The sequence below is a fragment of the Ruminococcus sp. AF17-1AC genome (genome assembly GCF_003461385.1).
Classification (GTDB): Bacteria; Bacillota; Clostridia; order Oscillospirales; family Ruminococcaceae; genus Hominimerdicola; species Hominimerdicola aceti.
In genome coordinates this window covers 47,868-72,304 of record NZ_QTWZ01000005.1, presented here as the reverse complement: position 1 = coordinate 72,304, position 24,437 = coordinate 47,868, and the positions used below count along the sequence as shown (strand labels likewise).

Here is a 24,437-nt window from a genome sequence, read left to right as displayed (position 1 = left end):
ATTTGAATTTTATGTCACAGACAAATATATAAAAATATTAAACTTACAACTATTATTTAGTAAGCAGTATTTATATAATACCAGCTATCAAAACTCCCTAAAATTAGAAATAAGAATTATGGGGGTAAGGGGGAGAGGTATCCTAAAAATGACAAAAAAGGTGCAGCGGTTTCCCATTTATATATAGACAGAAAATCTGAAATACTTACGAAAAAAAAACACAATGGTAACGGTTGAACCCTTATCATTGTGGTTTTTAAACTTATTTTTTCATAGTAAAATTACAGTATATTTTATAATTTACATATATAGTATGTTAGCTGCTTGCGATAATATGTCCTTCGCTTATGGTAAGATCAAGCAGAAGATTCTATTTATTGGAGGCGGGCGATTTAGAGTTCTTATTATTATAATCCTTTCTGCTGCCACAATTTTTTCTCTTATTGTCTGTTAATGACATAAGAAAATATTCATAACACCTTGTGCAGCGTCGATACCCCTGACCTTGCTTATAATTCAGTAATAATGAATAATACATCGCCTCCAAAAGTGTGTTCACCCTTAACGAAAGTCCTTTTTCTAAGTCAAAACTCGGTCTAATATTTTTTATGTTATGCTCGATCTCATCGCAAATAACCTTCTTAGCTATGATTATCAATGCTTCTTTCATCTTTGGTGTGAACTTCTTCAAATCCGGTTTGCCGACATATTCTAGTTGGGTTACTATACGTTTGTCTGCTGCACAATTTTCTGTTACATTTTCTATATCTGCTACTTTTTCTATACATCCCTTCACTATCCCAACTTGTTCAAAATACAGCTTCATAAAAACAATAATTTTAAGATCATCTACATTGTTTTTAAGATTTTCGAAATTAAAAAATAGCGCATTGTTTTGATAATAAAGGGAACCTACGTGGTTTACATCATTTATATTTAAATCCGCTTTAATCTTTTCAAGATCAGATTTTTCTTCGCTTTCCTTGGAATTCTCTGCTTCGATTATCTCAGTATCAGATTCTTCTTTGTTTTCCTTGGAATTCTCCGCTTCTTCGTTTTCTTTTTCTGAAATTTCGGGAAAGCACTCTTCAAATATTTCATTCAATTCATCGTTGCTAATTTTTGCTTCATAAGAACCATACTTATCATCGTCACTGTTCGTTCCCCAACTCCCTAGTCTACTACTATCTGTTTTCAAATGATATGGACCATTTATTAGATCATAATAGTTATGTACACAGGATCTGTATGTGTAATTTTGCAATTTTATTTCTACCGGCTTAGAAAGCAATAATTTTAATACAAGTGCAAGTATAGTTTGATAATAATTATCATTATCTAGATTTAACGAGATCTCATGGATCAGGTCAACAAGAATTGAGAATCGCTCTATTAAACAGATCATTTTACCATACTCTATATACTCATCATCTGTAATAGGGAAAAAGAAGCCATAGTTCTTTATGAAGGTAAAAAGATTTTTCCTAGTCTTTTCCGGATCATCCTTGATTCTTTCAACATTTCGCTTAGCATCTTTGGCTTTTTTCTTATTTATTATATTCAAGAACAGTTTGACGACATCTTTTTCGCTTTTTAAAGGCACCAATGTGTGTGCGTCGTCGTTAAACTCAAATCTTCTTGTGCTGATGGCGGGAACAATACCGCGAATCAAATCAAAACGTATTTTACTTGTATCATGTTTCGGAGTAATCAGTATCTTCTGAGACATATCATTATACAAAAGATTCAAAAAATCAAATCTTTCTTCCTCAGAAATGTTACATAATGTGTTGTCAAAGCTATCACATCTTAGATCATTGAAATTTATGATTTTTTTACATTTTGATTTTGCCACCACAATTACCTCCCTATAATTACAAAAACGGATAAAAAATTTTTATTTAGAAAAAAGTCGGCTCTTTTTTTCTAAAATATATCACATTTTTATTATACAAAATAGCTGAAATTGTTCCGAAGCTGTAAAAAGTGTAAAAAGTGCGAATTTGCAACATAAAAAAGAAGGTGATATAATGTGAACATTAAATTATTCGAAAGGATCTTACTTATGGAAATAAAAAATTACCCCAGGGGCTACTCAGCAGGTCCGGACGGTATCTACTATCACGGCGAGCATTTTTCAAACGCTCTTATAGAAATAACCGATTACTACGAAGTAAAGTTTTTGACTTCGGGTGTCACAAGTGATACCTATGTTGAAGTCAAATTTATAGTGGAAGAAAAAAACTACTTTGCAACGATCCCGTACTACGATCTAAAAAATGCTATGCGCTTTATCCCACGTAATGATGTCAAGTTTGTAAAAAGCGAAAGCGTATGTAACAGATTTTTGTCGGAAACTATTAAAGGAGCTATTCTTAATAAGGAACCCCGAATCAGATATTCTCTCGACCAGGGCTATAATCGCTTTCCCGCAGAGAAAGATTCCGATGCGCATTACGTTTTTCTGCTTGGCAACTGCATTATTGGCGATACGGAACGTATAGGCGTTGATATAGCCCCGCAGAACGAAGCCCTCGCAAAATTTAAACGCCCGCTGTCAACGCAAAATGCTGAATTTATGCCGTGGGTATCGGATTTTCTTGATTCAGATAATATACCCGGCGTATTGCTTATGGCGGCACTTACGCCATTCATAATGCCACTTATAGACGAATCGCAAAGAAGCAGATTTGAGTTCAACACTTACGTTTACGGCGATTCGGGTTCGGGAAAATCTGCGATAACCAAACTGCTTGTAGATTATTTCGAGGGCAGTCCAAATATTATAAATCTGCACAGCAATAAAAGCGAGATCGACAAGATATTCGAGTACAAGCATTGTTGCGTGGCAATTGACGACCTCTGCGGCACTGATTCCAACAGAGAAAGAGAGAATAACGAACAGAAACTTTCGGAAAATCTCAAACGTGTTCAAACTCCGGGGCAGATAGTCCGTGACGGCAAGAAGATCAAAAATGAAAGTATGCTTTTTGTGACGGGTGAATATCTGCTTAAAAGTTCAAGCACGCTGAATCGCTGTCTTGTAGTAAATCTTAAAGATCCGATACCGCCGAAGGAGATCAACAAGCTTTGCCGTAATAAAGATCAGTATCTTGAAATGGTGCGGTGCTTTATCGAGTGGGTCTGCAAAAACTATGACAGACTCAGCAAAAATCTAAACAGCAGGCTTAGCGATGTCAAAAATCACAAAAGCAAGGCTGCGAGATATTCGGGCTTTAACCGAAACTATGCTATAAAGTCCTTGCTGTTTTGCACCTGTGATATATTTTGTGAGTTTATCAGAAGCGTTTCGAACGATGATATGACAATGATCACAAGGCGCCGTTCTATCGAAAACTCTATCGAAGCACAGATAGATGACACATTGCGTCACCTTGAAAACCGCAGCAGCGAATATGCCTCCTCTCGAAACATAGTCGAGGAAGTAGCCGCCGCTATTTTAAATTCGAAAAACGTCTATGACGATATTAAAGTTTTTCGTAACGCAATATGTTTTGACGAAGGTCCTCGTTATTACGATGATCAGCTTGAGGGAAGCTTTATCATTAGCGGAGAGGAACTGAAAAAAATTTTTTCGTCAAGGCTTTCTGCAAAGTCCATAGGTGAAGCCCTTGCAGACGAGAACATGCTTATTCTGTCAAAAGACGGAAGCAGAACATACCCTATCAGAAAGCAGGGCAAGTCGAAAGACAAATGGACGAAAAAGTTTTATCATATAAACGCCGATGCGCTAAAAGAGTATGCCCCTTGTTCCGATGAAACGGAAGATAAAAAGCCTAAAAAGCCTAAAAAGCGTGAACCGGGCATGTTCCCGCTACCAAAACAGTATGGAGTCTGGAACAAACGGAAAAAGCAATGATTTAACTTATACATTATTTTCAAGATACCAAGGAGGTAAGCAATTATGGATATGGTCAGAGAAAGGGAACTCAACGTCCCTATATTTCAAAAGCAAAACCTCACTATCGAGGAAGCCGCCGTTTATTCAAACATCGGTCAGCACAAGCTGAGAGAACTCACGGCAGACGAACGCTGTCCGTTCGTTTTGTGGGTGGGGAACAAAAGGCTTATCAAGCGCAGGCAGTTTGACGAGTATATGTCGAGAGCTTATTCTATCTGAACTGCGAGAAATGTGAAAAATGCCGACCGTCCGGAAAGCCGATGGTCTGCAGAATTTTGAAAGGAGAGTTTTATTATGGCAAAAAGGCGCAGAGACAGCAAAGGCATTATGCTGAAAAAAGGTGAAAGCGAACGTGCGGGCGGCGGTTATGATTACCGCTGGACGCAGAACGGCGAAAGGCGCGTGATATATGCACCCACGCTGCAGGAACTTCGTGAGAAAAAAGAGGAAATCTCTGCCGATGTTCTCAGAGGCATAAGGCCTAACGCCCGAAACCTCACGGTAAATGACATCTATAAAATGTGGGTGAGAGATAAAATGGGGCTAAAGGACAACACTATGCTGAACTATATGTATATGTATGAAATGTTCGTTGACCCCTATATCGGCAAAAGCAAGATTTCAGGACTGCTGTATTCGGACGTTAAGGACTTTTACAATATGCTTTACAGAGAACGCGGGCTAAAAGTTTCTACTATCGACAACGTAAATACCGTGCTTCATCAAGTGCTTGAACTCGCCGTGCAGAACAGGCTTATCCCCGCGAACCCCTCCGACAATGCGATAAGAGAACTGAAACATATGCACGGCAAGGAGATACAGAAGCGTCAGGCGCTTACCGCAAAGGAACAGGAACTTTTTCTTGATTACCTCCGCAGCACGCCGCGTTATCAGCATTGGTATCCTGTATTTCTTACAATGCTTTATACAGGTCTGCGTGTTGGCGAGATAACGGGGCTGCGCTGGTGCGATGTTGATCTTGAAAACGGCTTTATCAGCGTCAACCACACGCTTGTTTACTACAAGCACGATACGAACAAATGTCAGTTCAGCATACACAAGCCTAAGACAGAAGCGGGAAGCCGCAGCGTGCCTATTATGAGCGAAGTCAGGGAAGCGCTCGAACAGGAGAAAGAGTATCAGGATATAGCGGGGCTGAGATGCAAAGTTAAAGTCGACGGCTTTTCTGATTTTATTTTCATAAACCGCTTTGGCAATGTACATAATCAGAACAATCTCAACAGGGCATTGCGCAGGATAATCCGTGACTGCAACAAAAGAGTGCTTTCGGAAGCGCAGAAAAGCGAAAACGTCACCCTACTGCCCGATTTCAGTTGTCACACCCTCCGCCACACCTTTGCAACGCGAATGTGCGAAATGGGCATAAACCTCAAAGTGATTCAAGACGTACTCGGCCATTCAGATTTCAGCACCACGATGAACGTCTACACCGACGCCACGAGCGACTTCAAAAAGAAAGAATTTCAGACCCTTGAAAAGCTTCTCAAGGGCGGCAGTGCCGAATAATAAAAAAGAGATCACCGATGAACCAAAACATCAGTGATCTCTCATATGTTATCATATTTTTTTATAAGTTTCTGACCGATTGGCGTAAAATTGGCGTAAGCCATCGGTCAGACCTGCTGAAAACCCCGCAAGATCAAGGGTTTATCACTCCAACGTCTTCATCGTAGGGAACAACAGCACATCTCTGATAGCCGGTGAATTAGTCAGCAGCATAACAAGTCTGTCTATGCCGTAACCAATACCGCCTGTAGGTGGCATACCTATCTCCAAAGCTCTCAGGAAGTCCTCGTCTGTGTGGTTTGCTTCCTCGTCACCCTGCTTCAATGCCTCTTCCTGTGCCGCAAATCTCTCACGCTGATCTATCGGATCGTTCAGCTCTGAGTATGCGTTGCACATCTCTCTGCCTGTGATGAAAAGCTCAAATCTTTCTACATAGTCAGGATTTTCAGGCTTCTTCTTTGTAAGTGGAGAAATCTCGATAGGGTGATCCATTATGAATGTAGGCTGTATAAGATGCTCCTCAACATATTCCTCAAAGAACAGGTTGAGTATGTCGCCCCTTTTGTGCCTTGCCTCGTATTCAATGTGACGCTCGTCTGCAAGTGCCTTTGCCTCTTCTGTTGTGGCTACCTGTGAGAAATCAACGCCAGAATACTTCTTTACTGCGTCGATCATTGTCATTCTCTCAAACGGCTTGCCAAGGTCGATCATTACATCACCGTATGGTACGCAAGTTGTGCCGCATACCTCTTGTGCAACGTGTCTGAACATATTCTCTGTGAGATCCATCATGCCGTAGTAATCTGTGTATGCCTGATAAAGCTCCATAAGAGTGAACTCAGGATTGTGCCTTGCGTCAACACCCTCGTTTCTGAATACTCTGCCTATCTCGTATACTCTTTCAAGTCCGCCGACAATAAGTCTTTTCAGATAAAGCTCCAAAGAAATTCTCAGCTTAACGTCCTCGTCAAGTGCGTTGTAGTGTGTCTCAAATGGTCTTGCGGCAGCTCCGCCTGCGTTAGATACCAGCATTGGAGTTTCAACTTCCATGAAGCCCTGTCCGTCAAGATATCTTCTGATAGATGAAATTATCTGCGACCTCTTTATGAATGTATCCTTTACCTCAGGATTGCATATAAGGTCTGTGTATCTCTGTCTGTATCTAGTGTCCTGATCCTTCAGACCATGCCACTTCTCAGGCAACGGCAGAAGCGACTTTGAAAGCAGTACGAACTTCTGAGCGTGAATTGATATCTCGCCCATTTTTGTTCTGAATACAAAGCCCTCAATGCCAACGATATCACCGATATCGCCCTTCTTGTAATCGTCAAATTCTTCCTTGCCGATCTCGTTCATTCTCAGATAGACCTGAACCTTGTCGCTCTTATCTCTCAGGTCGAAAAAGCTTGCCTTGCCCATAAGACGTCTTGACATTACTCTGCCTGCAACGCTTACTGTTATGCGGTTTGCCTCGAGAAGCTCCTTGAGCTTTTCCTCGTCTTCGCCTGCCTGCTCCTTAAGCTCAGCCTCAAGCTTTTCATACTGTGCTTTAGCCTCGGCACAGCTTGCCGTAACGTCATACTTTGTTATCTCAAATGGATTCTTGCCCTTGGCTTTCAGCTCCTCCAGCTTGTCCATTCTTATCTTCTTTAAGCTGTTTATGTCCTCCTGAGTAAGCTCTTCCTCAGGAGCGTTTGTGCGGTTTTCCTCGCTCATTTATATTTTCCTTTCCGTGTGTTTTGTAAGTGGTCTGTTACTTTGAAATGTCGATGACTTCGAATTTCAGCAGACCGGCAGGTGTTTCAGCCTCGAAAATGTCGCCTACCTTGTGCTTGAGTGCAGCCTTGCCTATAGGTGACTCGTCAGAGATCTTGCCGTTGTCAGGGTCAGACTCAGTTGAACCTACTATCTGAAGATCCTCGATCTCGTCAAGCTCGATATCCTTTATCTTGATGATAGAGCCTACACCTATCTCGTTTACAGAAATATCATCGTCCTCAACGACAGTTGCGTTTGAAATGAGAAGCTCTAACTCATTGATCTTTGATTCAAGGATAGCCTGCTCGTTCTTAGCCTCGTCGTACTCAGCATTCTCGGAAAGGTCTCCGAAAGAACGTGCTTCTTTAAGCTTCTGAGCAACTTCACGTCTTTTTACTGTAATAAGGTATTCAAGTTCCTCCTGCAATTTAGCATAACCTGCTTTTGAAACAGTCTTAGAAATAGCTGCCATAATTAAACACTCCTATATCAATATAATTTTATACGGGTACTATCAACTTAATATTATACACGATTTGCCCTCTTTTGTCAAGGTCGGAAGCCGTCGCAAACGGGCTTTTTTGCACCTTTGGACAGTCTGCACGATTTTACATTTTGCACAAATTTTCACCTCTGACAGCGTGTTAGGATATTGAAAATAATGATGATATGATCTATAATTATCTTATGATAAAACAAGTTATGAAAAAACATAGGAGGAAATTTTCATGCCAAACCCCATTTTGCCTGCATGGGAGTATATCCCTGACGGCGAGCCGAGAGTTTTCGGCGACAGAGTTTATCTTTACGGCTCACATGACAGAGCTGCTCAAAGCGATTTTTGCGACTATAAACTGAAAGTCTGGTCTGCGCCCCTTGACGACCTTAACAACTGGGTCTGCCACGGACACAGCTTCCATACCCGTGATGACCGTGACCATAAGTCCGACACCGAGGGAATGACCGACCGCAAGCTGTTCGCTCCGGACGTTATAGAAAAAGACGGCAGGTATTATCTCTACGCCTATATAGTCGGCTCAAAGGGAGTTGTTGGCGTGTCCGATAAGCCCGAAGGTCCTTTCAAACTCCTTTCTCAGTATAAATATGACCCTGAGGACGCAGGCGATGACGGCATTTATAATGATGCAGGCGTGCTTGTTGATGATGACGGCAGAGTGTATATTTATTACGGCTTCACAGAATCCAACTTCAACGAGATAGACCCTGCGGATATGTATACCATTAAAAAGGGAAGCTACAAAAGAGCGGTCATTGATGACAGCGACAACGCACCGCAGGAACAGCGCTTCTTCGAGGCAAGCTCTCCGAGGAAAATCGGCGATACATACTATCTTATATATTCCCCATGTGTAGGAAGCAGGCTTGCCTATGCAACCTCAGATAAGCCACAAGGTCCGTTCAAATATCGTGGATATATAATCGACAACGGCGTGGATTTCCCAGGGGGAAATGACCATGGCTCAGTGTGCAACATAAACGGTCAGTGGTATATTTTTTATCACAGAATGACAAACAATACCATAATGTCAAGACGTGCCTGCGTTGAGAAAATAGAGATTCTCCCTGACGGAACGATACCGACAGTGGAAATGACCTCGCTTGGCTTTGAAGACAGCCTTGACCCTTTCAAGCCTTATCCTGCGGATATAGCCTGCGTGCTGAAAGGCGGCTGTTTTATCACCGAAAAGGATATCTTCACAAGAAGTATCGTGAATATCACCTACGGTAATGTTATAGGCTATAAGTATTTTGATTTTGGCGAGGACTTTTCCTCGAAGACCATGAAGATAGCCCTGAAAGTCAGGGGCATGGGAACTATTGCAAAGGTGGCGGTCTATGCTGATGACTATGAGAACAGCGAGCCAGTAGGCTATGTTGATATAGGCACAGGCGACGGAGTTTACACAGGAGTAGTCAAGTCACTCACAGGCAGACATTCTATCTATTTTGTGCCTACTGCTTTTTCAGATGAGCTTGACGATTGGATAGCGGATTATTTCAAAACCAAACCGCTTTTTGAACTTGAAGAATTTGTATTTATGAAATAGGAGGAAATGACATGGAAAAGTTTAGGCTTATCCCACTTCTTACTGCGGCGGTCATGGGATGTACTGCACTGCTTGCAGGCTGTGGAAAGGGAAGTGACAGCTCTTCATCAAAGGCAGAGGATGGCGCAAAGGCCTCTGATGACGGAAGCATAAATAAAGACCTTACCGCAACCGAGCTTGCAAGACTTCTGGGCAACGGCACAAACCTTGGAAACACAATGGAAGCCTACGGTCATAAAAGCTATTCCGCAGACACCGACCCTGAAAGCTTTGAAACTCTCTGGGGTCAGCCTGTCACAACGGAAGAAATGATAAAGGGCATGAAAGCAAGCGGCTTTGACTCTCTTCGTGTGCCTGTGGCATGGACAAACGCAATGGAGTATGAAAAAGGCGATTACACCATAAATGAAGCCTATCTCGACAGAGTGGAGGAGATAATAAACTACGCTTTGGATAATGATATGTATGTTATCATCAACGACCACTGGGACGGAAGCTGGTGGGGAATGTTCGGTTCTTCCGAGCAGAGCGACGTTGACAAGGCGTTTGAAATGTATAAGTCCATGTGGACGCAGATAGCGAACAGATATAAAAAATACTCCGACAGACTTATATTTGAGGGTGCAAACGAAGAGCTTGGTGACAGACTCAATGACACAGACGTGTGCAAAAACTCAGGCTCGCTTTCAAAAGCCGAGTGCTATGAAATGGCCAACAAGATAAATCAGACCTTTGTTGATACTGTCCGTGCAACAGGCGGCAACAACGAACAGCGTTTTCTTCTTATCGCAGGCTACAATACCGATATCACAATGACCTGCTCAAACAAGTTCCAAATGCCAACGGACACCGCAAAGGATAAGCTCCTGCTTTCTGTTCATTATTATACCCCATGGGATTATTGCGGAACAAAGGGTCGCTCAGATTGGGGAACAAAGACAGACTATGAGGAGCAGAACAGACTTTTCAGGAACATGACAAAGTATTCCGAGCAGGGCTACGGCATAATAATAGGCGAGTATGCAGTGCTTACAAACGGCGGTGACGTAAAGAAAGGCACTGACAAGTTTATTGACAACCTCCTTGACAACTGTGACGCCTACGGCTTTGCACCATTCCTTTGGGATTGCAGTGATTTCTTCTCCCGTTCAGAGCTTAAAATGCGTGATGAAACTGTGGCAAAGATATTTGATGAAAGACGCCGTGATAACCAATCCTCGATGACAGTGGAGGAGGAAAGAGCCGCTGCTGTAAAGAAGCTTGATGAAACTCTTGCGGCTGCACCTGAAAAGCTAACAGATGATACCGCACCGCAGGCTGACGAGAACACAGCGGTGGCATGGATAATGTATCAGAGTGCAGATTTTTCCGTATGCTACAGCGTTGGTGACGAGTATGACCCGGCTTCAAAGAGCGACGGAGTTATCGCAGAAAACGCAGTTATAGACGGTGAGGGGACTTACACAGTAAGCCTTGATATGTCATCAAACAACGCCAACGGCATTGCATTCTCGGCTCTGGGTATCGCAAACGGGGAGAAGCTTTATCCGAACTATATCGCAACTATTGACGAGATAAAGATAAACGGCGAAGCTGTTGAAACCACAGCGGAGGGCTACACCACATCTGACGACCAGCTTTGCACAAGAGTGAACCTTGTAAATCAGTGGGTATCCGCACCGCCTGAGGACGCAAGGATAGCAGGCGGTGACCTTTCAAAAGCTTCTCCAACAATACTTGACTATGCAGGAAAAATAAACACTCTCGAAATAACATTCACATACGCTCCTGCGGCATAAACTAAGCAATATAAAAACGGCAGTTCAGCATCAAGCTGTTCTGCCGTTTTGGTTTGTGAAATATCAGAACTGCGAATTAGTCCAGTCCACAATACTTTGGATAGACTTATCACGCTTGTTAATGAACGCTCTTATGCAGTCTGATGAAGCATATCCTCCATGAAGCGCTTCTTCAGCCGAGCCTGTATCCGGGTATCTTGCAAAGAACTGCTCATAAAGAGGGGAATAAATGCTCTCAAATTCTGCGAGCCTATCAAGTGCCTTTTCTTTTTCAAAGGTACCCTCAGACATCTTTAAAAGCCTGTCATTGAAATCGTTCCTGAAATCCTTATTTGACATAAGATAAGCAAAACTCAGCACCGCAGGATTTTTCGTGTCCGTGTCAAGCAGTCCCTTTGGCTTGTAGTTATCCTCTTTCATGGTGTTCGTCCATGCGTCGCCCTCGCCGCTCACTCCGCCAAACTCAACGTCATAGAACATGAAACGCCATTTGCCGTCTGCATATTCGTTGGAACTGTCTGTGTTCTGCACCTTCCACATTGACCAGTTTTTGCCCGGCCAATCCCACTTGTTGTTTATCCAGACCTCTGCAAGGAAATAATCTCTCACGCTGTCCGTGTCAACAAGCTTTGAGAACTCCTCATAATCTGCCTGTGCGGATAAGTCTTTGTGAGAAGCGAAGAAATCTGTAAGCTCCTTGAAGAAATATCCCTCGTCTGTTTCTCCCTCCGGAAGCTTGCCCTCGTCAAGCTTGTAGCCGCTTTGATAGGATTCTGCGTCGCCTTTGTAAACCACCACATCGTCTTTGTTCACACCATAGTGGCTTTCAAAATAATTGTCGGAATAGTCTTCCTCCAGCACATAAAGTCCCCAGTATTCGCCATTCAGATAAACAACGCATGGACGTGAAGCCTTTGTTGAGCCGTCAAGCTCTGTCATAAGACTCTGCCAATAGGTGTCATTGAATTTTGCCGTAAAAGCACAATTTCCACCTGCACGGAGAGTAAGCGTCTTAAAGCTGTCGATAGTTTCATTAGATGCGTTTTTCAGCCCCTCAAAGACCTCATAGTTAAACTTCTTTTCGCCATATTTCTTTCTGGCGTAAAGCCTGAATCCCTTTTGCAGGTCGGAGCGTGAATAGTTTCCCTGTATCCTTATGCCGCAATCCTGTGACAAAGCGTTCGTCACATTTCCCTCGGCTGAAATCTCGTTAAGCTCGATGTGACAATTACGTTCCCATTCCTTGCCACGCTGTTTGTAGTTTGCGTCAAGCTGTCTTGCGGTTTCGTTTTCTATGCTTTCTCCGCCGGATTTATAGTCCTCAAGTGCTTTGTTGAAAATATCTCCCTTGACGTAAATGCCGATCTTGCTGTCGAAAAGATCGCCATAGTCCATTGTGATGTTCATTACCGCAAGGTCATGCCCTGCCGCTTCACAGCTTTCTTTAAGCCCTTTTATATGCTCTTCTGCGCTTCCTATGTAAAAGCTGCCTGAGAAGCTTTTTGAAACGCTTCCGTCGCTTTTTTCGCTTGACGCTCTTATAACAGTGCATTTATCCACCACATTGTCAGAAGGTGCTTTTTTGTTGCACCAGAAATCCCCTTCGCCAAAGCTGAACTCATTGAAATTTCCTGATATCATTTCTGTCGGCACAGCTGAAACCACATTAGGGTCATTGCTCCTGTCTTTTATCTCGATAGGGGCAGTGTATTCTTCTCTCGTGGCAGAGGTCCTAGGGTCTGTGCCGTCAGTAGTGTAGTATATCTTCTCACCCTCGTTTGCGGTAAGCTCAAGGCTGAAACCGCTGTCATAAAAGCCGCTTTCCTGCGAAAAGCCTATCACGCTGTCATTGAGGTCAAACTCAGGCTTGTCTGTTTCAGGCTCGGTGGTGGTATTATCATAGTCTGAAACACTGCTGTCTGCCTTGCCGGAGCTTTCAACCGCTTTTGATGAAGCCTGTGAACCGTCCGCACCCTTTGAACAGCCCGACAGCATAAGCACTGCGGCCATAAGGCATAATATTTTTCTTGCGTTCATATATTTCCTGCTTTCTGTTTTATGTAAACGTTTTACTTTGCACATATGATTGTACCATAACAAAGCTGTGAAAGCAATAGAAACGCATGATTTTTGGCATATGCAACTGTTTAAAGCCCGTTTGTTTGTCTATTATGGATATAAAAAGCGACATAAAAAAGCGTCGGATAAAACTACCCGACGCTTTGTGTATTGTATTTTAAGTTATTGTTTGTTTTTATTGTAGATTATCATAAGCCCTTTGAGCAGAAGCTCATCGTCAATGACGATGTCACGCTTGCAGTAAGGCACTATTATCTTTGCCACACCGCCTGTGGAAACCACAGTGCATTTTTCACCAAGCTCGTTTTCTATCCTCTCTATAACTCCGTCAATGCTTGCGGCGTTGCTATGAATTATACCGCTCTTCATACAGTCGATAGTATTAGTGCCTATGACCTTTTTAGGCGGCACAAGGCTGATAAAAGGAAGCTGTGAAGCCTTGCCCGAAAGCGAGTCGAGGGAAGTTCTAAGTCCCGGTATTATCATTCCGCCTATGAAATTCTTTTCCTTGTCTATTACTGATATGGTAGTAGCAGTGCCCATATCTATCATTATGATAGGCACAGGGTAGAGGTTTATCGCTGCAACTGCGTCAGCAACTCTGTCGCTTCCAAGCTGTGCAGGATTGTCAAGATTTATCTTAAGTCCCGTCTTTATTCCGGGTCCTACCACCATGATGCGCTTTTTGATAAGCCTCTCCATTGCCTCTTTCATAGTAAGCGTAACAGAAGGCACAACGGATGAGATTATGCCGCCCCTGAAATCTGACATATCTATAGAATGTATCTCAAGAATGTTCTTGAGCATTATGGCATATTCAAGTGCCGTGGACTGCTGATTTGTAGAAAGTCTTTCAACAAAAAGTATCCTGTCGCTTTCAAAACAGCCCATTACTATGTTAGTGTTTCCTATATCGACCGCTAAAACCATTTGTATGTTATCCTTTCGGTGAATTTATGCCTGCGCTTTGTTTTTGCTGGGTATGAACCTTGCCTTATAAAGTGCAGCACCCACTGTACCTGTAACAAATGTACATACAGCCATTTCGACCAGAGCGTTTATGCCTACAAAGGTGCAGATGAATACTATGATATTCTTTCCGCCCATAAGCTCTTTTACATAATCGGTGTTGCCGAAAAGCAAAACAAGCGCACTCATAAAGAACGCAGTGTTCAAAAACGCGGTAAAAAAGCCCGTAACAGCATATGAAACATAATTGTTTGTTACCTTGCTCATGCCTTTTGCAATAAATCCTACGATAATGCCGTCAAGAAGTCTTGGTACAAATCGCTGAACGAAAGCCAGAACCGGATCGATCGCAACAAGTGCTGCACCCATTCCGCTTGGCACGCCTATTCCGAAGCACTGCAAAAAGCTGAGCAGTCCGAAAACTCCTCCAATGACTGCACTTCCCACAGGGCCTACCGTTACAGCCGCTATCGCAATAGGAATTACGTTGAGAGTAATTACCAGCGGTCCGATAGGTATAGAACCGATAGGAGTGAACGAGAAGATCATTGTGAGAGCTGTCATCAATCCCAGTATCACCAATGATTTTGTGTTGACCTTTGTTTTCATATTAAATTTCCTCCTTGTTATTATTCCTCCATCATGGGAGGATACAATACAATACCAATATATTATAGCACATTTTTTCGCATATTTCCATAGCTTAAGCAAATTTTTTATGAATTTTTTTATCTTCATAAACAGGAATATCTCCCCACTCACAAATGTATAATTTATTAACAAAAGAAAACGAAATAAGCACTGCAAAATTCCATATAGTGCAAACAAAATCGTGATTTTTCATGTAATTGTGATATTTTTTTCACCTGTTTTACACATTCATATGTACATTTAGCTGTATGCACATACTTATATATGCTATGTAAAAGTTAATAATTAATAGAATATTCATAGATTATGTTAGAATAGTTCATTGACATTTTGTATAATTAAAGTCAAGCAAAGAGAGAATTTGTGTGAGATTTACACAAACCTCTTTGAACACATTATTACATTACATATAGGAGGAATTAGAAATGAGATTTACATTACCAAGAGACCTTTATCACGGCAAGGGAGCATTGGAGAACCTGAAGACACTGAAAGGTAAGAAAGCTATCATCGTAGTCGGCGGCGGCTCAATGAAGAGAAACGGTTTTCTCCAGAAGGCAGAAGCTTATCTGAAAGAGGCTGGAATGGAAGTTAAGCTTCTTGAGGGCGTAGAGCCAGACCCTTCTGTAACAACAGTTATGAACGGTGCAAAGGTCATGCTTGAATTTGAGCCTGATTGGATCGTAGCAATGGGCGGCGGCTCACCTATCGACGCTGCAAAGGCTATGTGGATCAAGTATGAGTATCCTGACTGCACATTTGAAGATATGTGTAAGGTATTCGGTATCCCTGAGCTGAGAAAGAAAGCACACTTCTGCGCAATTTCTTCAACATCAGGCACAGCTACTGAGGTAACAGCATTCTCTATCATCACAGATTATGACAAGGGTATCAAGTATCCTATTGCTGACTTTGAGATCACACCGGATGTAGCTATCGTTGATCCTGACCTTGCTGAAACAATGCCACAGAAGCTGACAGCTCATACAGGTATGGACGCTTTGACACACGCTATCGAAGCTTATGTTTCAACAGCAAACTGTGCATATACAGATCCGCTTGCTATCCACGCTATCGAAATGATCCAGAAGGATCTCGTTGATTCTTATAATGGCGATATGGGCGCAAGAGACAGAATGCACGACGCTCAGTGTCTTGCAGGTATGGCATTCTCAAACGCTCTGCTTGGTATCGTTCACTCAATGGCTCATAAGACAGGCGCAGCTTTCGCTGACTATGGCGCACACATTATCCACGGTGCAGCTAACGCAATGTATCTGCCAAAGGTTATCGCATTCAACGCTAAGGACGAAACAGCTAAGAAGAGATATGGCGTTATCGCTGATTATATGCACCTCGGCGGTTCAAACGATGACGAGAAGGTAAAGCTCCTCATCGAGTATGTAAGAGGCATGAATGACAAGCTCAACATTCCTCACTGCATCAAGAACTATGGTACAGACAGCTATCCATGTGAGCAGGGATTCGTTCCTGAGAACGTATTCCTTGAGAGACTCCCTGAGATCGCTAAGAACGCTATCGCAGACGCTTGCACAGGTTCTAACCCACGTCAGCCTTCACAGGAAGAAATGGAAAAGCTCCTCAAGTGCTGCTACTACGATACAGAAGTTGATTTCTAATTCTCCAGATTATAGAACAGAGAGCGTCCCGAACTTGTTTCGGGGCGTTTTCTGCTTTTTTGTGTATTTCGCTTAAAAACACTTGATTTTTGCTAGATTTTATGTTATAATTTTAGTAGACTTGGGAATTTTTATTATATAAGCAGGGGAGAGTGTTTATTTTGCAGGATATGGACTATTATTTTTCTCATTTTCCTGTGCTGGAAACAGAAAGACTCATACTCAGGGCGAAGACCGCTACTGACGCAGAGGATATGAAAACCTATATGGCTGACGAGAACCTTTACAAATATTGGGGCAGAAACATGACAAGGCAGGAAAGAGAGCCGTCGCTTTTTTTCGGACGCACTCTTAACAACGGCAAAAAGGATCATATAAGCTGGGGGATAGAGCTAAAGAAAAATCATAGGTTGGCAGGGGAGGTAAATCTCTTCAATATCGAGAATGACAGACAGGCAATGATAGGCTATCGAATCTCGGCGGCGTATCAGAACATGGGCTTTGTCACGGAGGCTTTAAGGCGTGTGATCAGATTTTGCTTTGAGGAAACAGGCGTTCAAAGGCTTGAAGCTGAGGTCATGACGGTGAATGTGGCTTCAAACAGAGTAATGGAAAAATGCGGCTTTACCTGTGAGGGAACAAAGCGTCAGGCAAAGTTTGTGAACATCTACACAGATTTCAACATCTATGGGCTTCTCAGAAGCGATATTATGGGAGAGCGTGCGGCTTCTACATAAGACAGAAAAATAACGGGCGGAAGATTTGGTCTTCCGTCCGTTTTGTGTTGTTCTGTATTAGCTTATCAGCCTATGGCTTTGAACGCCTCTCTTATTGAGCGCACACCGATTATTTTCATTGAAAACTTGCTTGTGTCAACGCTTTTCAGCGAATGTGCAGGAACGATACAAGTTTCAAAGCCCATTCGTTCGCACTCCGCAAGGCGCTGTTCACAGTGGGAAATGCTCCTAAGCTCTCCGCCTAAGCCTATCTCGCCAAGGGCGATAAGCTTGTCGCTTATGACCTTGTCCGTCAGCCCCGAATAAAGAGCCAACGCCACCGATAGGTCAGCCGCAGTGTCATCAAGCTTTAATCCGCCTACAATGTTGATATAAACGTCCAGCCCACCGAAAAAATAGCCAAGCCGCTTTTCAAGCACAGCTATTATTATCGCCATTCTGTAGTAGTCAAAGCCCGTGGCAGTACGTCTTGGGGAGGCAAGCACGCTCTTGCATACAAGTGCCTGGACTTCCGCCATAACAGGTCTTGTGCCTTCCATTATGCAGGCAACGCAAGTTCCCGAAGCATCTGTCGGTCTGCCCTCCAAAAACATCATAGAGGGATTTTCAACTTCCAGCAGTCCGCTGTCAGCCATTTCAAACATACCTATCTCGTTGGTTGAGCCAAAACGGTTTTTTATGGCTCGCAGTATCCTGTAGGTGAGATTTCGCTGACCCTCAAAATACAGCACGCAGTCAACAATGTGTTCCATGACCTTTGGTCCTGCAATAGCACCGTCCTTGTTGACGTGACCTACTATGAACATTGGTATCTCTTCCGACTTTGCTGTGCGCATGAACATATTTGTACATTCTCTTACCTGCGTCACAGACCCCTGCGCTGAGGATATCCCGCTTATGTTCATGGTCTGGATAGAGTCGATTATGACTATCTCAGGCTTTTCTTTTACTATCACAGAGCATATCTGCTCGCAGTCATTGTCTGCAAGAAGATACAGATTTTCAGAATCAACATGAAGCCTGTTTGCACGAAGCTTTATCTGCCGTACAGACTCCTCTCCTGATACATAAAGTATGGTGTGGTCTTGACCTAAATACTGACATATCTGCAAAAGCATTGTGGATTTTCCTATGCCCGGTTCACCGCCCAGAAGCACCAGAGAGCCTTTCACAAGCCCTCCTCCAAGCACTCTGTCAAGCTCTTTCAGTCCCGTTGCATAACGTATCTCGTTGTAGCTTGCGTCAACGTCGTCTATGCCAACTATCTTGTCTGAAATATCCCTGACAGTCGTGGGCTTAGACTTTGCACCGCCTGTCCTGACCGCAAGCTCGACCTCCTCAAAGGTGTTCCATTCGCCGCAGTTAGGGCATTTGCCGTTCCATTTTGAAGTTTCATATCCGCACTGACTACACACATACGAAGTTTTCACCTTTGCCATATGGACGTTCCTTTCTGCATATTTATCTGATGATTTGCTGATATATAAAAATGCTGCGCCGATTTTGTGTAGGGGCTGGCGCCCCCGACAGCCCGTTTATGCTGCGGTGATCGCTCGTGCAAAGCGCTGAAATTACTTGCCCTCAAGACCCTTCAAAGCCTTTATCTCGTCACGGTCGAGCCTTATAACAGAATCCTTTATTACCTCAATATCGTCTTTCTTTACCACAACTACATTGTCGTTTTTATCCATTTTAACTCTCAGCTTGCCTGTGAGCAGATTTACTTCCTCGACAACGCCCTTTCCGTCAGCCGTTCTTACGATAGCGCCCACCTTTGGTGTGTGCCTGAGAAGATCCTCATAGCTGTCCTGCTCGTATTTCAGACAGCACATAAGTCTTCCGCAAGTGCCTGAGATCTTTGTAGGGTTAAGTGACAAGCCCTGCTCCTTAGCCATTTTAATAGAAACAGGCTGGAACTCTCCCAAAAATCTTGAACAGCAGAAAGGCTGTCCGCAGATGCCAAGACCCCCAAGCATTTTTGCCTCGTCACGAACGCCTATCTGACGAAGCTCTATCCTCGTTCTGAATACCGCGGCAAGGTCTTTTACAAGCTCACGAAAGTCAACTCTGCTCTCGGCGGTAAAATAGAAAAGAAGCTTGTTGTTGTCAAAAGTACATTCAACGTCGATAAGATTCATTTTCAGCTTGTGGGCGGCTATCTTCTGCTCGCATATCTTGAAAGCGTCCTTTTCCTTTTGTCTGTTTTTTTCGATAGTTTTCATATCGTTAGGGGTGGCAAGCCTTATAATGCCTTTTACGGGGTTTGTGAATCTTGTTTCGTCTATTTCCCTGTCCACAAGCGCAACTTCACCACATTCAACGCCCCTTGCGGTCTCAACGATAACTTTGTCGCCCATTTTCACGTCATAGTCTTTTGGGTCGAAGTAGTATATCTTGCCAACGCTTTTAAAGCGTACTCCGATTATTTTTAACATCTCTTTTTCCTTTCAAATATATATCACGGCTTTGCCGTCAGCTACTTTCCTGTGACAGAATATATCTGTCCTGCCAGACTGTTTATGGTCAGGCTTATGTTGCAGTTTGCGTCTATCCTGCCTATGTAGTCAGAAACTATATCGTAAAGCCTGACCGCCTGATCTGAGGAAAGGCTTCTGCTGAGCGTCTTTGCACCCTCTTTCGCACAGCTCACAGACTTTTCACTTTCTCCCCCGAGCCTGAATGCCGCACTGTCACGGAGTATCTCTTGAAAAAGGCTCAGCCCCTCTCTCAGCAACGTTTTTTTGCCGTCCGCCGCAAATAGCGTTTTCAAAACGTCATATTCGTTTCCGCCGCACATTGCGTCGCACAGACCTCTTGCAAGCTTCACGCTGTCAAAAAATTGGGAGTGTTCAAGATACTCGACACATCTGCCGATATTTCCACGCCCTGCTGAAACAGCTTCGCTTATGAGCGCAGGGGCAACGGCAGGATATTTCTCCTGCAAACACGCCATGCTCTCCGCCTCCGTGACAGAGGTCATGCCAAGGGAAAGCACTCGTGAGATAATGGTAGGCAGAAAAATTTCCTTGCTCCTCGCCGTAAGTATTATAGCAGTATGCTCAGGCGGTTCTTCAATGACTTTAAGCAGAATGTTCTGCACCTGAATAACAGTGTTCACCGATAAGTCAAGGTCAGGGATTATGTATACTTTCATTCTCGCCTCGTTCGGTGCAACGGGAGCTTCCGCAACTATAGGTCTGATAGAATCGTCAACGATATAGTTGCCGTTGCTGTTTGCCTTTGCCACCATAACGTCAGGGTGAGCTCCGTCGGCTATCATTCTGCAAGTTCTGCAAATGCCGCAAGGCTCGCCTGTCTGACGTTCGCACAAGAGTGCCGCCGCTATCCACCGTGCAAGGGTCTTTTTACCAAGCCCCTTTTCTCCATGTATCATTATGGAGTGCGGCTCTCTTTTCTTTTTTATCATCTCAGATACGAGCCTGCGAGGCTCGCTGTTTCCGTATATTATCAAGCCCTCAGACCCCTTTCTGAAAATTTTCTATCCCTTAGACTTTCTCGAAACGCTCGATATCAGTAACGAAAATAGTTGCACCGCCGATAGCCACCTCAACAGGATATGAAGCCGCACCGTCAGGCTCCATGATAGTAGATGACGGAACGAACTGCTTTCTTTTCTTTGAATACTTTTTGCAGACCTCTATAACAAGGTCTACCTGCTCGTCAGGGCAGCAGATAAGAAAGGTGGTGTTTCCTGACATAAGAAAACCGCCTGTTGAAGAAAGCTTTGTGGCTCTTATGCCGGCTTTCAGAAGTCCTTTATTTACAGCGTAGGTATCATCGCTGTTTACGATAGCATAGACAAGTTTCATGACTTTTGCCTCCTGTTATTTTTGATGTAGGAATAGCTTTTTTAGCTACACCTTATATTATAGCACATTTATGCGTTCAATTCCATAGTTTTTCAAAATTTTTATTACCTGCGGTGTTATCTCCTCGCCGCTCACTGCCACAGGCACAGAGGGCTGACAGCTTGTGACGGTCATTCCGCATATAAGACCGCAGGCGTCCTCTACGTTTACGGTGTGCTGAGCTGAAAAAGCCGCCTGCCTTATACCCATGCGTTTTATCCCTTTTGGTATAGCGGGTAAGTCGCCGAAAAGCCTTATCCTAAGCTGTTTTATCTCTGAAAACGCCTTTTCAAGTTTCAAAAAGTCCTCCTCGCTGTTGAAAGGCGACGGCATAAGCACAACATATTGTGTGTCGCTGTATTCAGGCTCGATGCCATATTCCCTCAGCCTGTCTGCAAGGTCGTCACCTGTGATACCGCTTTTGTATGCGGCAACTGTTATCTTCATAGGCTCTTCACCTATGGTATGCCAGCCGAAAGCTGTTATCCTATCTTTGCAGACTTTCACCCTTTCCAGAGTGCGTTCAAGGTCACGAGGAAAACTGCCATTCACATAGTCAGCGCAAAGGTCAAGGCTCTCCATTATAAGATAGGAGGGGCTTGTTGAGCCGAACATTGACATTATCTCTTTGGCGCAATCATCATAATTCGCAGGGGCGTGATTTGAAATATGAAGCATTGCTCCCCCTGTGTAGCATGGAAGCGTTTTGTGAGCAGAGTCACAGCACATATCAGCCCCCAAGTCCATGGGGTGCAGGCTCTCAGGGAGAAACTTCAGATAAGCTCCGTGAGCGTTGTCGCAAAGAAGAGGCACGCCATATTTTCTGCAAACCTCGCTCATGCCCTTTATGTCGCTGAGATCGCCAAGATAGTCAGGTGAGGTCACATAAACGCAATCTGCCTTTGCCCTTGACAGCACCTTCTCAACGTCCTCGGGAGTGACGCTTCCTGCGCATATAGACGTAAACTCGCCCTTTGGATATATCCACTCCACGTCAATGTCAAGGAGTATGCAGGCATTTATAAACGCCTTGTGGACGTTTCTTGGTGCGGCAACAGTTATCTTTTTTCCTTGTCCACTGCGACATACTATGCCAAGCATTGCCTTTATGCAAAGGCTCGACCCCTCGGCAGAGTAAAAAGTCCGCCTGCTGCCATAGGCTTTTGCCATTTTGGCTTCGCTCTGTGCGATGATCCCCTCGGCTTCAAAAAGATAGTCCGCACCCTTTATTTCAGTGATGTCAAGAGCCTCAAGACCATGAAATTTCTGCCCTTTGTGACCAGGCATATGAAACCTCGCTATGCCTGACTTTGCATATTCTCTAACGAATTTATTCACAGGTGCGTTCAATGCTATCTCCCTTTCAGTGCGCTTTTGAGCATGGCAGGTTTCATACCGCAGGATATCCGCTTTCTTGCAAGCCCGATAGTTCTGGATACTGTGGATTTTGAAACACCCTCTGCGTCGGCTATCTCCTGCATTGTCATGCCCTTTGTATAATACATTATTATATAACATTTCTGCCGTTTCGTCAAATTTTCCCGTACTATCTCACGCATGAGCCTGTTTTCTATGGCAGAGGCAGGGTCGGGACTATCTTTCTCGGTGTCACGAGGACTTGAGATATAGTTTTGTGTAAGCTCGTATGATACCTTTGTGTGTTGCATAAAAATCCTTTCTTTATCTTTTTTTGATGTCTTCTGACCATTTTTTTACCCACTATATATTGTGGGCAAATTTTTGGACAAACACAATTTTCAAAATTCTTGTTTAATTTGTGGGAAATTAAACGGACTGTTTGTGCATTTTACCATTGCAATTTAAAGAAATATGTGTTATAATGTATCTGCAAATTTGTTTGAGGGTGTTTTGTTGGACTTATAAATATAAATAAAGAAAAAAGCCGATATGAACATCTTTTGAATGAAAAGGGCGGTATTGTGTAAGCTGCCCGTTCTATTTTGAGCCGAATACTGCGGATAAAAATAAAAACACAGGGCAGTATGAAGCTTTAAGGAGAAGTGTAAAAATTTATGGAGAAAGTAAAGCTTAACAGATTGTCTGAGCTTACTGCTATTGCGAGAAAAAGAGAGCTTACCGCAGAGGAGAAGTCTGAGCGTGAGGCTTTGAGAAATGAGTATCGCAGAAGCGTTATAGCTAACCTGACAGGTCAGCTTGAAGCCACGACGATCATTGAGCCGGACGGCTCAAGAATTAAGGTTTCGGATATGAAACGCAGCGGGGAGGATAAAATAAAGTGACAGGAGTTTCCAGACAGAAACAGAAGCTTTTGACCATGAAAAAGCTTTTTGAGACCAAGACAGACGAAAAGCACACCATTACAGGAAACAGGCTTATCGAGATCCTGGGCGACTACGGCATAAAAGCTGAGCGTAAGACTATCTATGACGATATCAAGACCCTCTGCGACAGCGGAATGGATATCGAGATAACTAAGGACGGTCACTCCAACGCTTATTATCTTGCTCAAAGGCTGTTTCAGGACGAGGAGCTGTATGTTCTTGCAGACGCAGTTGCTTCAAGCAGGTTTCTTACACAGAAGAAATCGAAGGAGCTGTTAAAGAAGATACAATCACTTACATCTGAACACAAGGCAAAGGATCTGCGCCGAATGGTCTATGTGTCAAACAGGACAAAGACCTTCAATGAGCAGATATACTATGCTATAAACAGCATACAAGAGGGCATTTTCAGCGGTTTGGAGATACACTTCAAGTATTACGAATACACCGTTGAAAAGCGCAAACAGCTTCGCCACGGCGGCGAGGTGTATACGGTTTCACCGTATTCTCTGGTTTGGGAAAACGACAACTATTACCTTGTGTGCTATTGCGAAAAGCATGAAAAGATATGCCGCTACAGAGTTGACAGAATGACTCAGGTCACTGTTACAGATATCCCCAGGAGGGAGCTTTCCGAGGAGGAGAAGACAGAGGTCACAAATCGTCAGACTATCTACGGAATGTACGGCGGCGAGCTTATGACGCTGCAATTGCAGTTCGACAATAAGCTCATAGATGTTGTAATGGATCGTTTTGGTGAGAAAACCATATGTCACAAAAATTCCGACAATACCTTCTATATAAATGAGGAGGTACAGGTCGCGCCAACATTCTGGGGCTGGCTTTTCCAGTTCGGCCCACAGGCAAAGGTGCTTGGACCTGAAAGGGCAGTGGAAATGGCAAAGGACGCTATTTCAGATATTGCCGATTGCTACAAATAAAAATTTGGACAAGGATAAAAGAGCCGAGATATAAATAGGCGAACGTCTGCTGTAAAAGGCAGGCGTTTTTTTATTTTGATATACTGTTTCACTATTGATTATAGCACATATGTTCGATATTGTCAAGGGGTAATGTAAAATTTCCGTAAGATGTGGGCAAAAAGTTGACAGCA

The 24,437-nt window shown here is 43.4% G+C and carries 21 protein-coding genes; 9 read left to right on the top strand and 12 right to left on the bottom strand.

Annotated features, from left to right (window positions below; translation table 11 throughout):
* Window positions 1-370 precede the first annotated feature (370 nt).
* Entirely contained in the window at window positions 371-1,855 is a 1,485-nt protein-coding gene (locus DWW81_RS04995) for a hypothetical protein (protein ID WP_117896922.1), read from the bottom strand.
* A 210-nt stretch (window positions 1,856-2,065) separates the two neighbouring features.
* On the opposite strand from DWW81_RS04995, the gene DWW81_RS04990 reads away from it, so the two are divergent.
* From DWW81_RS04990 to DWW81_RS04980, 3 genes are all read left to right on the top strand, one after another.
* Window positions 2,066-3,880 (top strand): hypothetical protein, encoded by a 1,815-nt coding sequence (locus DWW81_RS04990; protein WP_117896921.1) that lies wholly within the window; start codon window positions 2,066-2,068, stop codon window positions 3,878-3,880.
* Window positions 3,881-3,931: 51 nt separating this feature from the next.
* Window positions 3,932-4,141, top strand: coding sequence for an excisionase (locus DWW81_RS04985; protein WP_117891941.1), 210 nt, complete (start codon window positions 3,932-3,934; stop codon window positions 4,139-4,141).
* 75 nt (window positions 4,142-4,216) lie between these two features.
* Entirely contained in the window at window positions 4,217-5,449 is a 1,233-nt protein-coding gene (locus DWW81_RS04980) for a tyrosine-type recombinase/integrase (protein WP_117896920.1), read from the top strand.
* A gap of 144 nt (window positions 5,450-5,593) precedes the next feature.
* On the opposite strand, the gene lysS is transcribed toward DWW81_RS04980, so the two are convergent.
* The gene (gene lysS / locus DWW81_RS04975) at window positions 5,594-7,165 is read right to left on the bottom strand and encodes a lysine--tRNA ligase (protein ID WP_117863839.1); all 1,572 of its coding nucleotides are present in this window, start codon (window positions 7,163-7,165) and stop codon (window positions 5,594-5,596) included.
* Between the two features lie 37 nt (window positions 7,166-7,202).
* On the bottom strand, window positions 7,203-7,679 hold the full coding sequence (gene greA / locus DWW81_RS04970) for a transcription elongation factor GreA (RefSeq protein ID WP_022287906.1): 477 nt from the start codon (window positions 7,677-7,679) through the stop codon (window positions 7,203-7,205).
* 256 nt (window positions 7,680-7,935) lie between these two features.
* Here greA and DWW81_RS04965 point away from each other — a divergent pair, with 256 nt between their 5' ends.
* Complete coding sequence (locus DWW81_RS04965; protein ID WP_117896919.1) at window positions 7,936-9,276, top strand: family 43 glycosylhydrolase; 1,341 nt, start codon at window positions 7,936-7,938, stop codon at window positions 9,274-9,276.
* Window positions 9,277-9,287: 11 nt separating this feature from the next.
* Complete coding sequence (locus DWW81_RS04960; RefSeq protein WP_117896918.1) at window positions 9,288-11,075, top strand: glycoside hydrolase family 5 protein; 1,788 nt, start codon at window positions 9,288-9,290, stop codon at window positions 11,073-11,075.
* A 63-nt stretch (window positions 11,076-11,138) separates the two neighbouring features.
* On the opposite strand, the gene DWW81_RS04955 is transcribed toward DWW81_RS04960, so the two are convergent.
* The 3 genes from DWW81_RS04955 to DWW81_RS04945 form a co-directional block, all read right to left on the bottom strand.
* Entirely contained in the window at window positions 11,139-13,112 is a 1,974-nt protein-coding gene (locus DWW81_RS04955) for a CotH kinase family protein (RefSeq protein WP_181982667.1), read from the bottom strand.
* A 204-nt stretch (window positions 13,113-13,316) separates the two neighbouring features.
* The gene (locus tag DWW81_RS04950; protein WP_022287902.1) at window positions 13,317-14,084 is read right to left on the bottom strand and encodes a type III pantothenate kinase; all 768 of its coding nucleotides are present in this window, start codon (window positions 14,082-14,084) and stop codon (window positions 13,317-13,319) included.
* 24 nt (window positions 14,085-14,108) lie between these two features.
* Window positions 14,109-14,732: an ECF transporter S component gene (locus tag DWW81_RS04945; protein ID WP_038672095.1), complete on the bottom strand. Its 624-nt coding sequence runs from the start codon at window positions 14,730-14,732 to the stop codon at window positions 14,109-14,111.
* Between the two features lie 467 nt (window positions 14,733-15,199).
* Here DWW81_RS04945 and DWW81_RS04940 point away from each other — a divergent pair, with 467 nt between their 5' ends.
* Both DWW81_RS04940 and DWW81_RS04935 read left to right on the top strand, forming a co-directional pair.
* Window positions 15,200-16,414, top strand: coding sequence for an iron-containing alcohol dehydrogenase (locus DWW81_RS04940; protein WP_117876580.1), 1,215 nt, complete (start codon window positions 15,200-15,202; stop codon window positions 16,412-16,414).
* Window positions 16,415-16,584: 170 nt separating this feature from the next.
* Window positions 16,585-17,151: a GNAT family protein gene (locus tag DWW81_RS04935; RefSeq protein ID WP_038673306.1), complete on the top strand. Its 567-nt coding sequence runs from the start codon at window positions 16,585-16,587 to the stop codon at window positions 17,149-17,151.
* Between the two features lie 65 nt (window positions 17,152-17,216).
* Here DWW81_RS04935 and radA read toward each other — a convergent pair whose 3' ends face one another.
* From radA to DWW81_RS04905, 6 genes are all read right to left on the bottom strand, one after another.
* On the bottom strand, window positions 17,217-18,590 hold the full coding sequence (gene radA, locus DWW81_RS04930; RefSeq protein WP_117896916.1) for a DNA repair protein RadA: 1,374 nt from the start codon (window positions 18,588-18,590) through the stop codon (window positions 17,217-17,219).
* A gap of 132 nt (window positions 18,591-18,722) precedes the next feature.
* On the bottom strand, window positions 18,723-19,586 hold the full coding sequence (locus DWW81_RS04925; protein ID WP_117896915.1) for a stage 0 sporulation family protein: 864 nt from the start codon (window positions 19,584-19,586) through the stop codon (window positions 18,723-18,725).
* Window positions 19,587-19,627: 41 nt separating this feature from the next.
* A complete protein-coding gene (locus DWW81_RS04920) occupies window positions 19,628-20,623 on the bottom strand; it encodes a hypothetical protein (RefSeq protein WP_038672088.1) in 996 nt (331 codons plus the stop codon).
* Window positions 20,624-20,657: 34 nt separating this feature from the next.
* A complete protein-coding gene (locus tag DWW81_RS04915) occupies window positions 20,658-20,981 on the bottom strand; it encodes a cyclic-di-AMP receptor (protein WP_022287895.1) in 324 nt (107 codons plus the stop codon).
* A 57-nt stretch (window positions 20,982-21,038) separates the two neighbouring features.
* Complete coding sequence (locus DWW81_RS04910) at window positions 21,039-22,370, bottom strand: PLP-dependent transferase (RefSeq protein WP_117896914.1); 1,332 nt, start codon at window positions 22,368-22,370, stop codon at window positions 21,039-21,041.
* A gap of 2 nt (window positions 22,371-22,372) precedes the next feature.
* Complete coding sequence (locus DWW81_RS04905; protein WP_117896913.1) at window positions 22,373-22,687, bottom strand: sigma factor-like helix-turn-helix DNA-binding protein; 315 nt, start codon at window positions 22,685-22,687, stop codon at window positions 22,373-22,375.
* Window positions 22,688-23,053: 366 nt separating this feature from the next.
* Here DWW81_RS04905 and DWW81_RS04900 point away from each other — a divergent pair, with 366 nt between their 5' ends.
* Together DWW81_RS04900 and DWW81_RS04895 are read left to right on the top strand one after the other, a co-directional pair.
* The gene (locus tag DWW81_RS04900; protein WP_117864732.1) at window positions 23,054-23,281 is read left to right on the top strand and encodes a DUF896 domain-containing protein; all 228 of its coding nucleotides are present in this window, start codon (window positions 23,054-23,056) and stop codon (window positions 23,279-23,281) included.
* Window positions 23,278-24,264, top strand: a complete 987-nt coding sequence (locus DWW81_RS04895) for a WYL domain-containing protein (RefSeq protein WP_117896912.1) — start codon at window positions 23,278-23,280, stop codon at window positions 24,262-24,264. The genes DWW81_RS04900 and DWW81_RS04895 overlap by 4 nt, the downstream gene beginning before the upstream one ends.
* The last annotated feature ends 173 nt before the right edge of the window (window positions 24,265-24,437 follow it).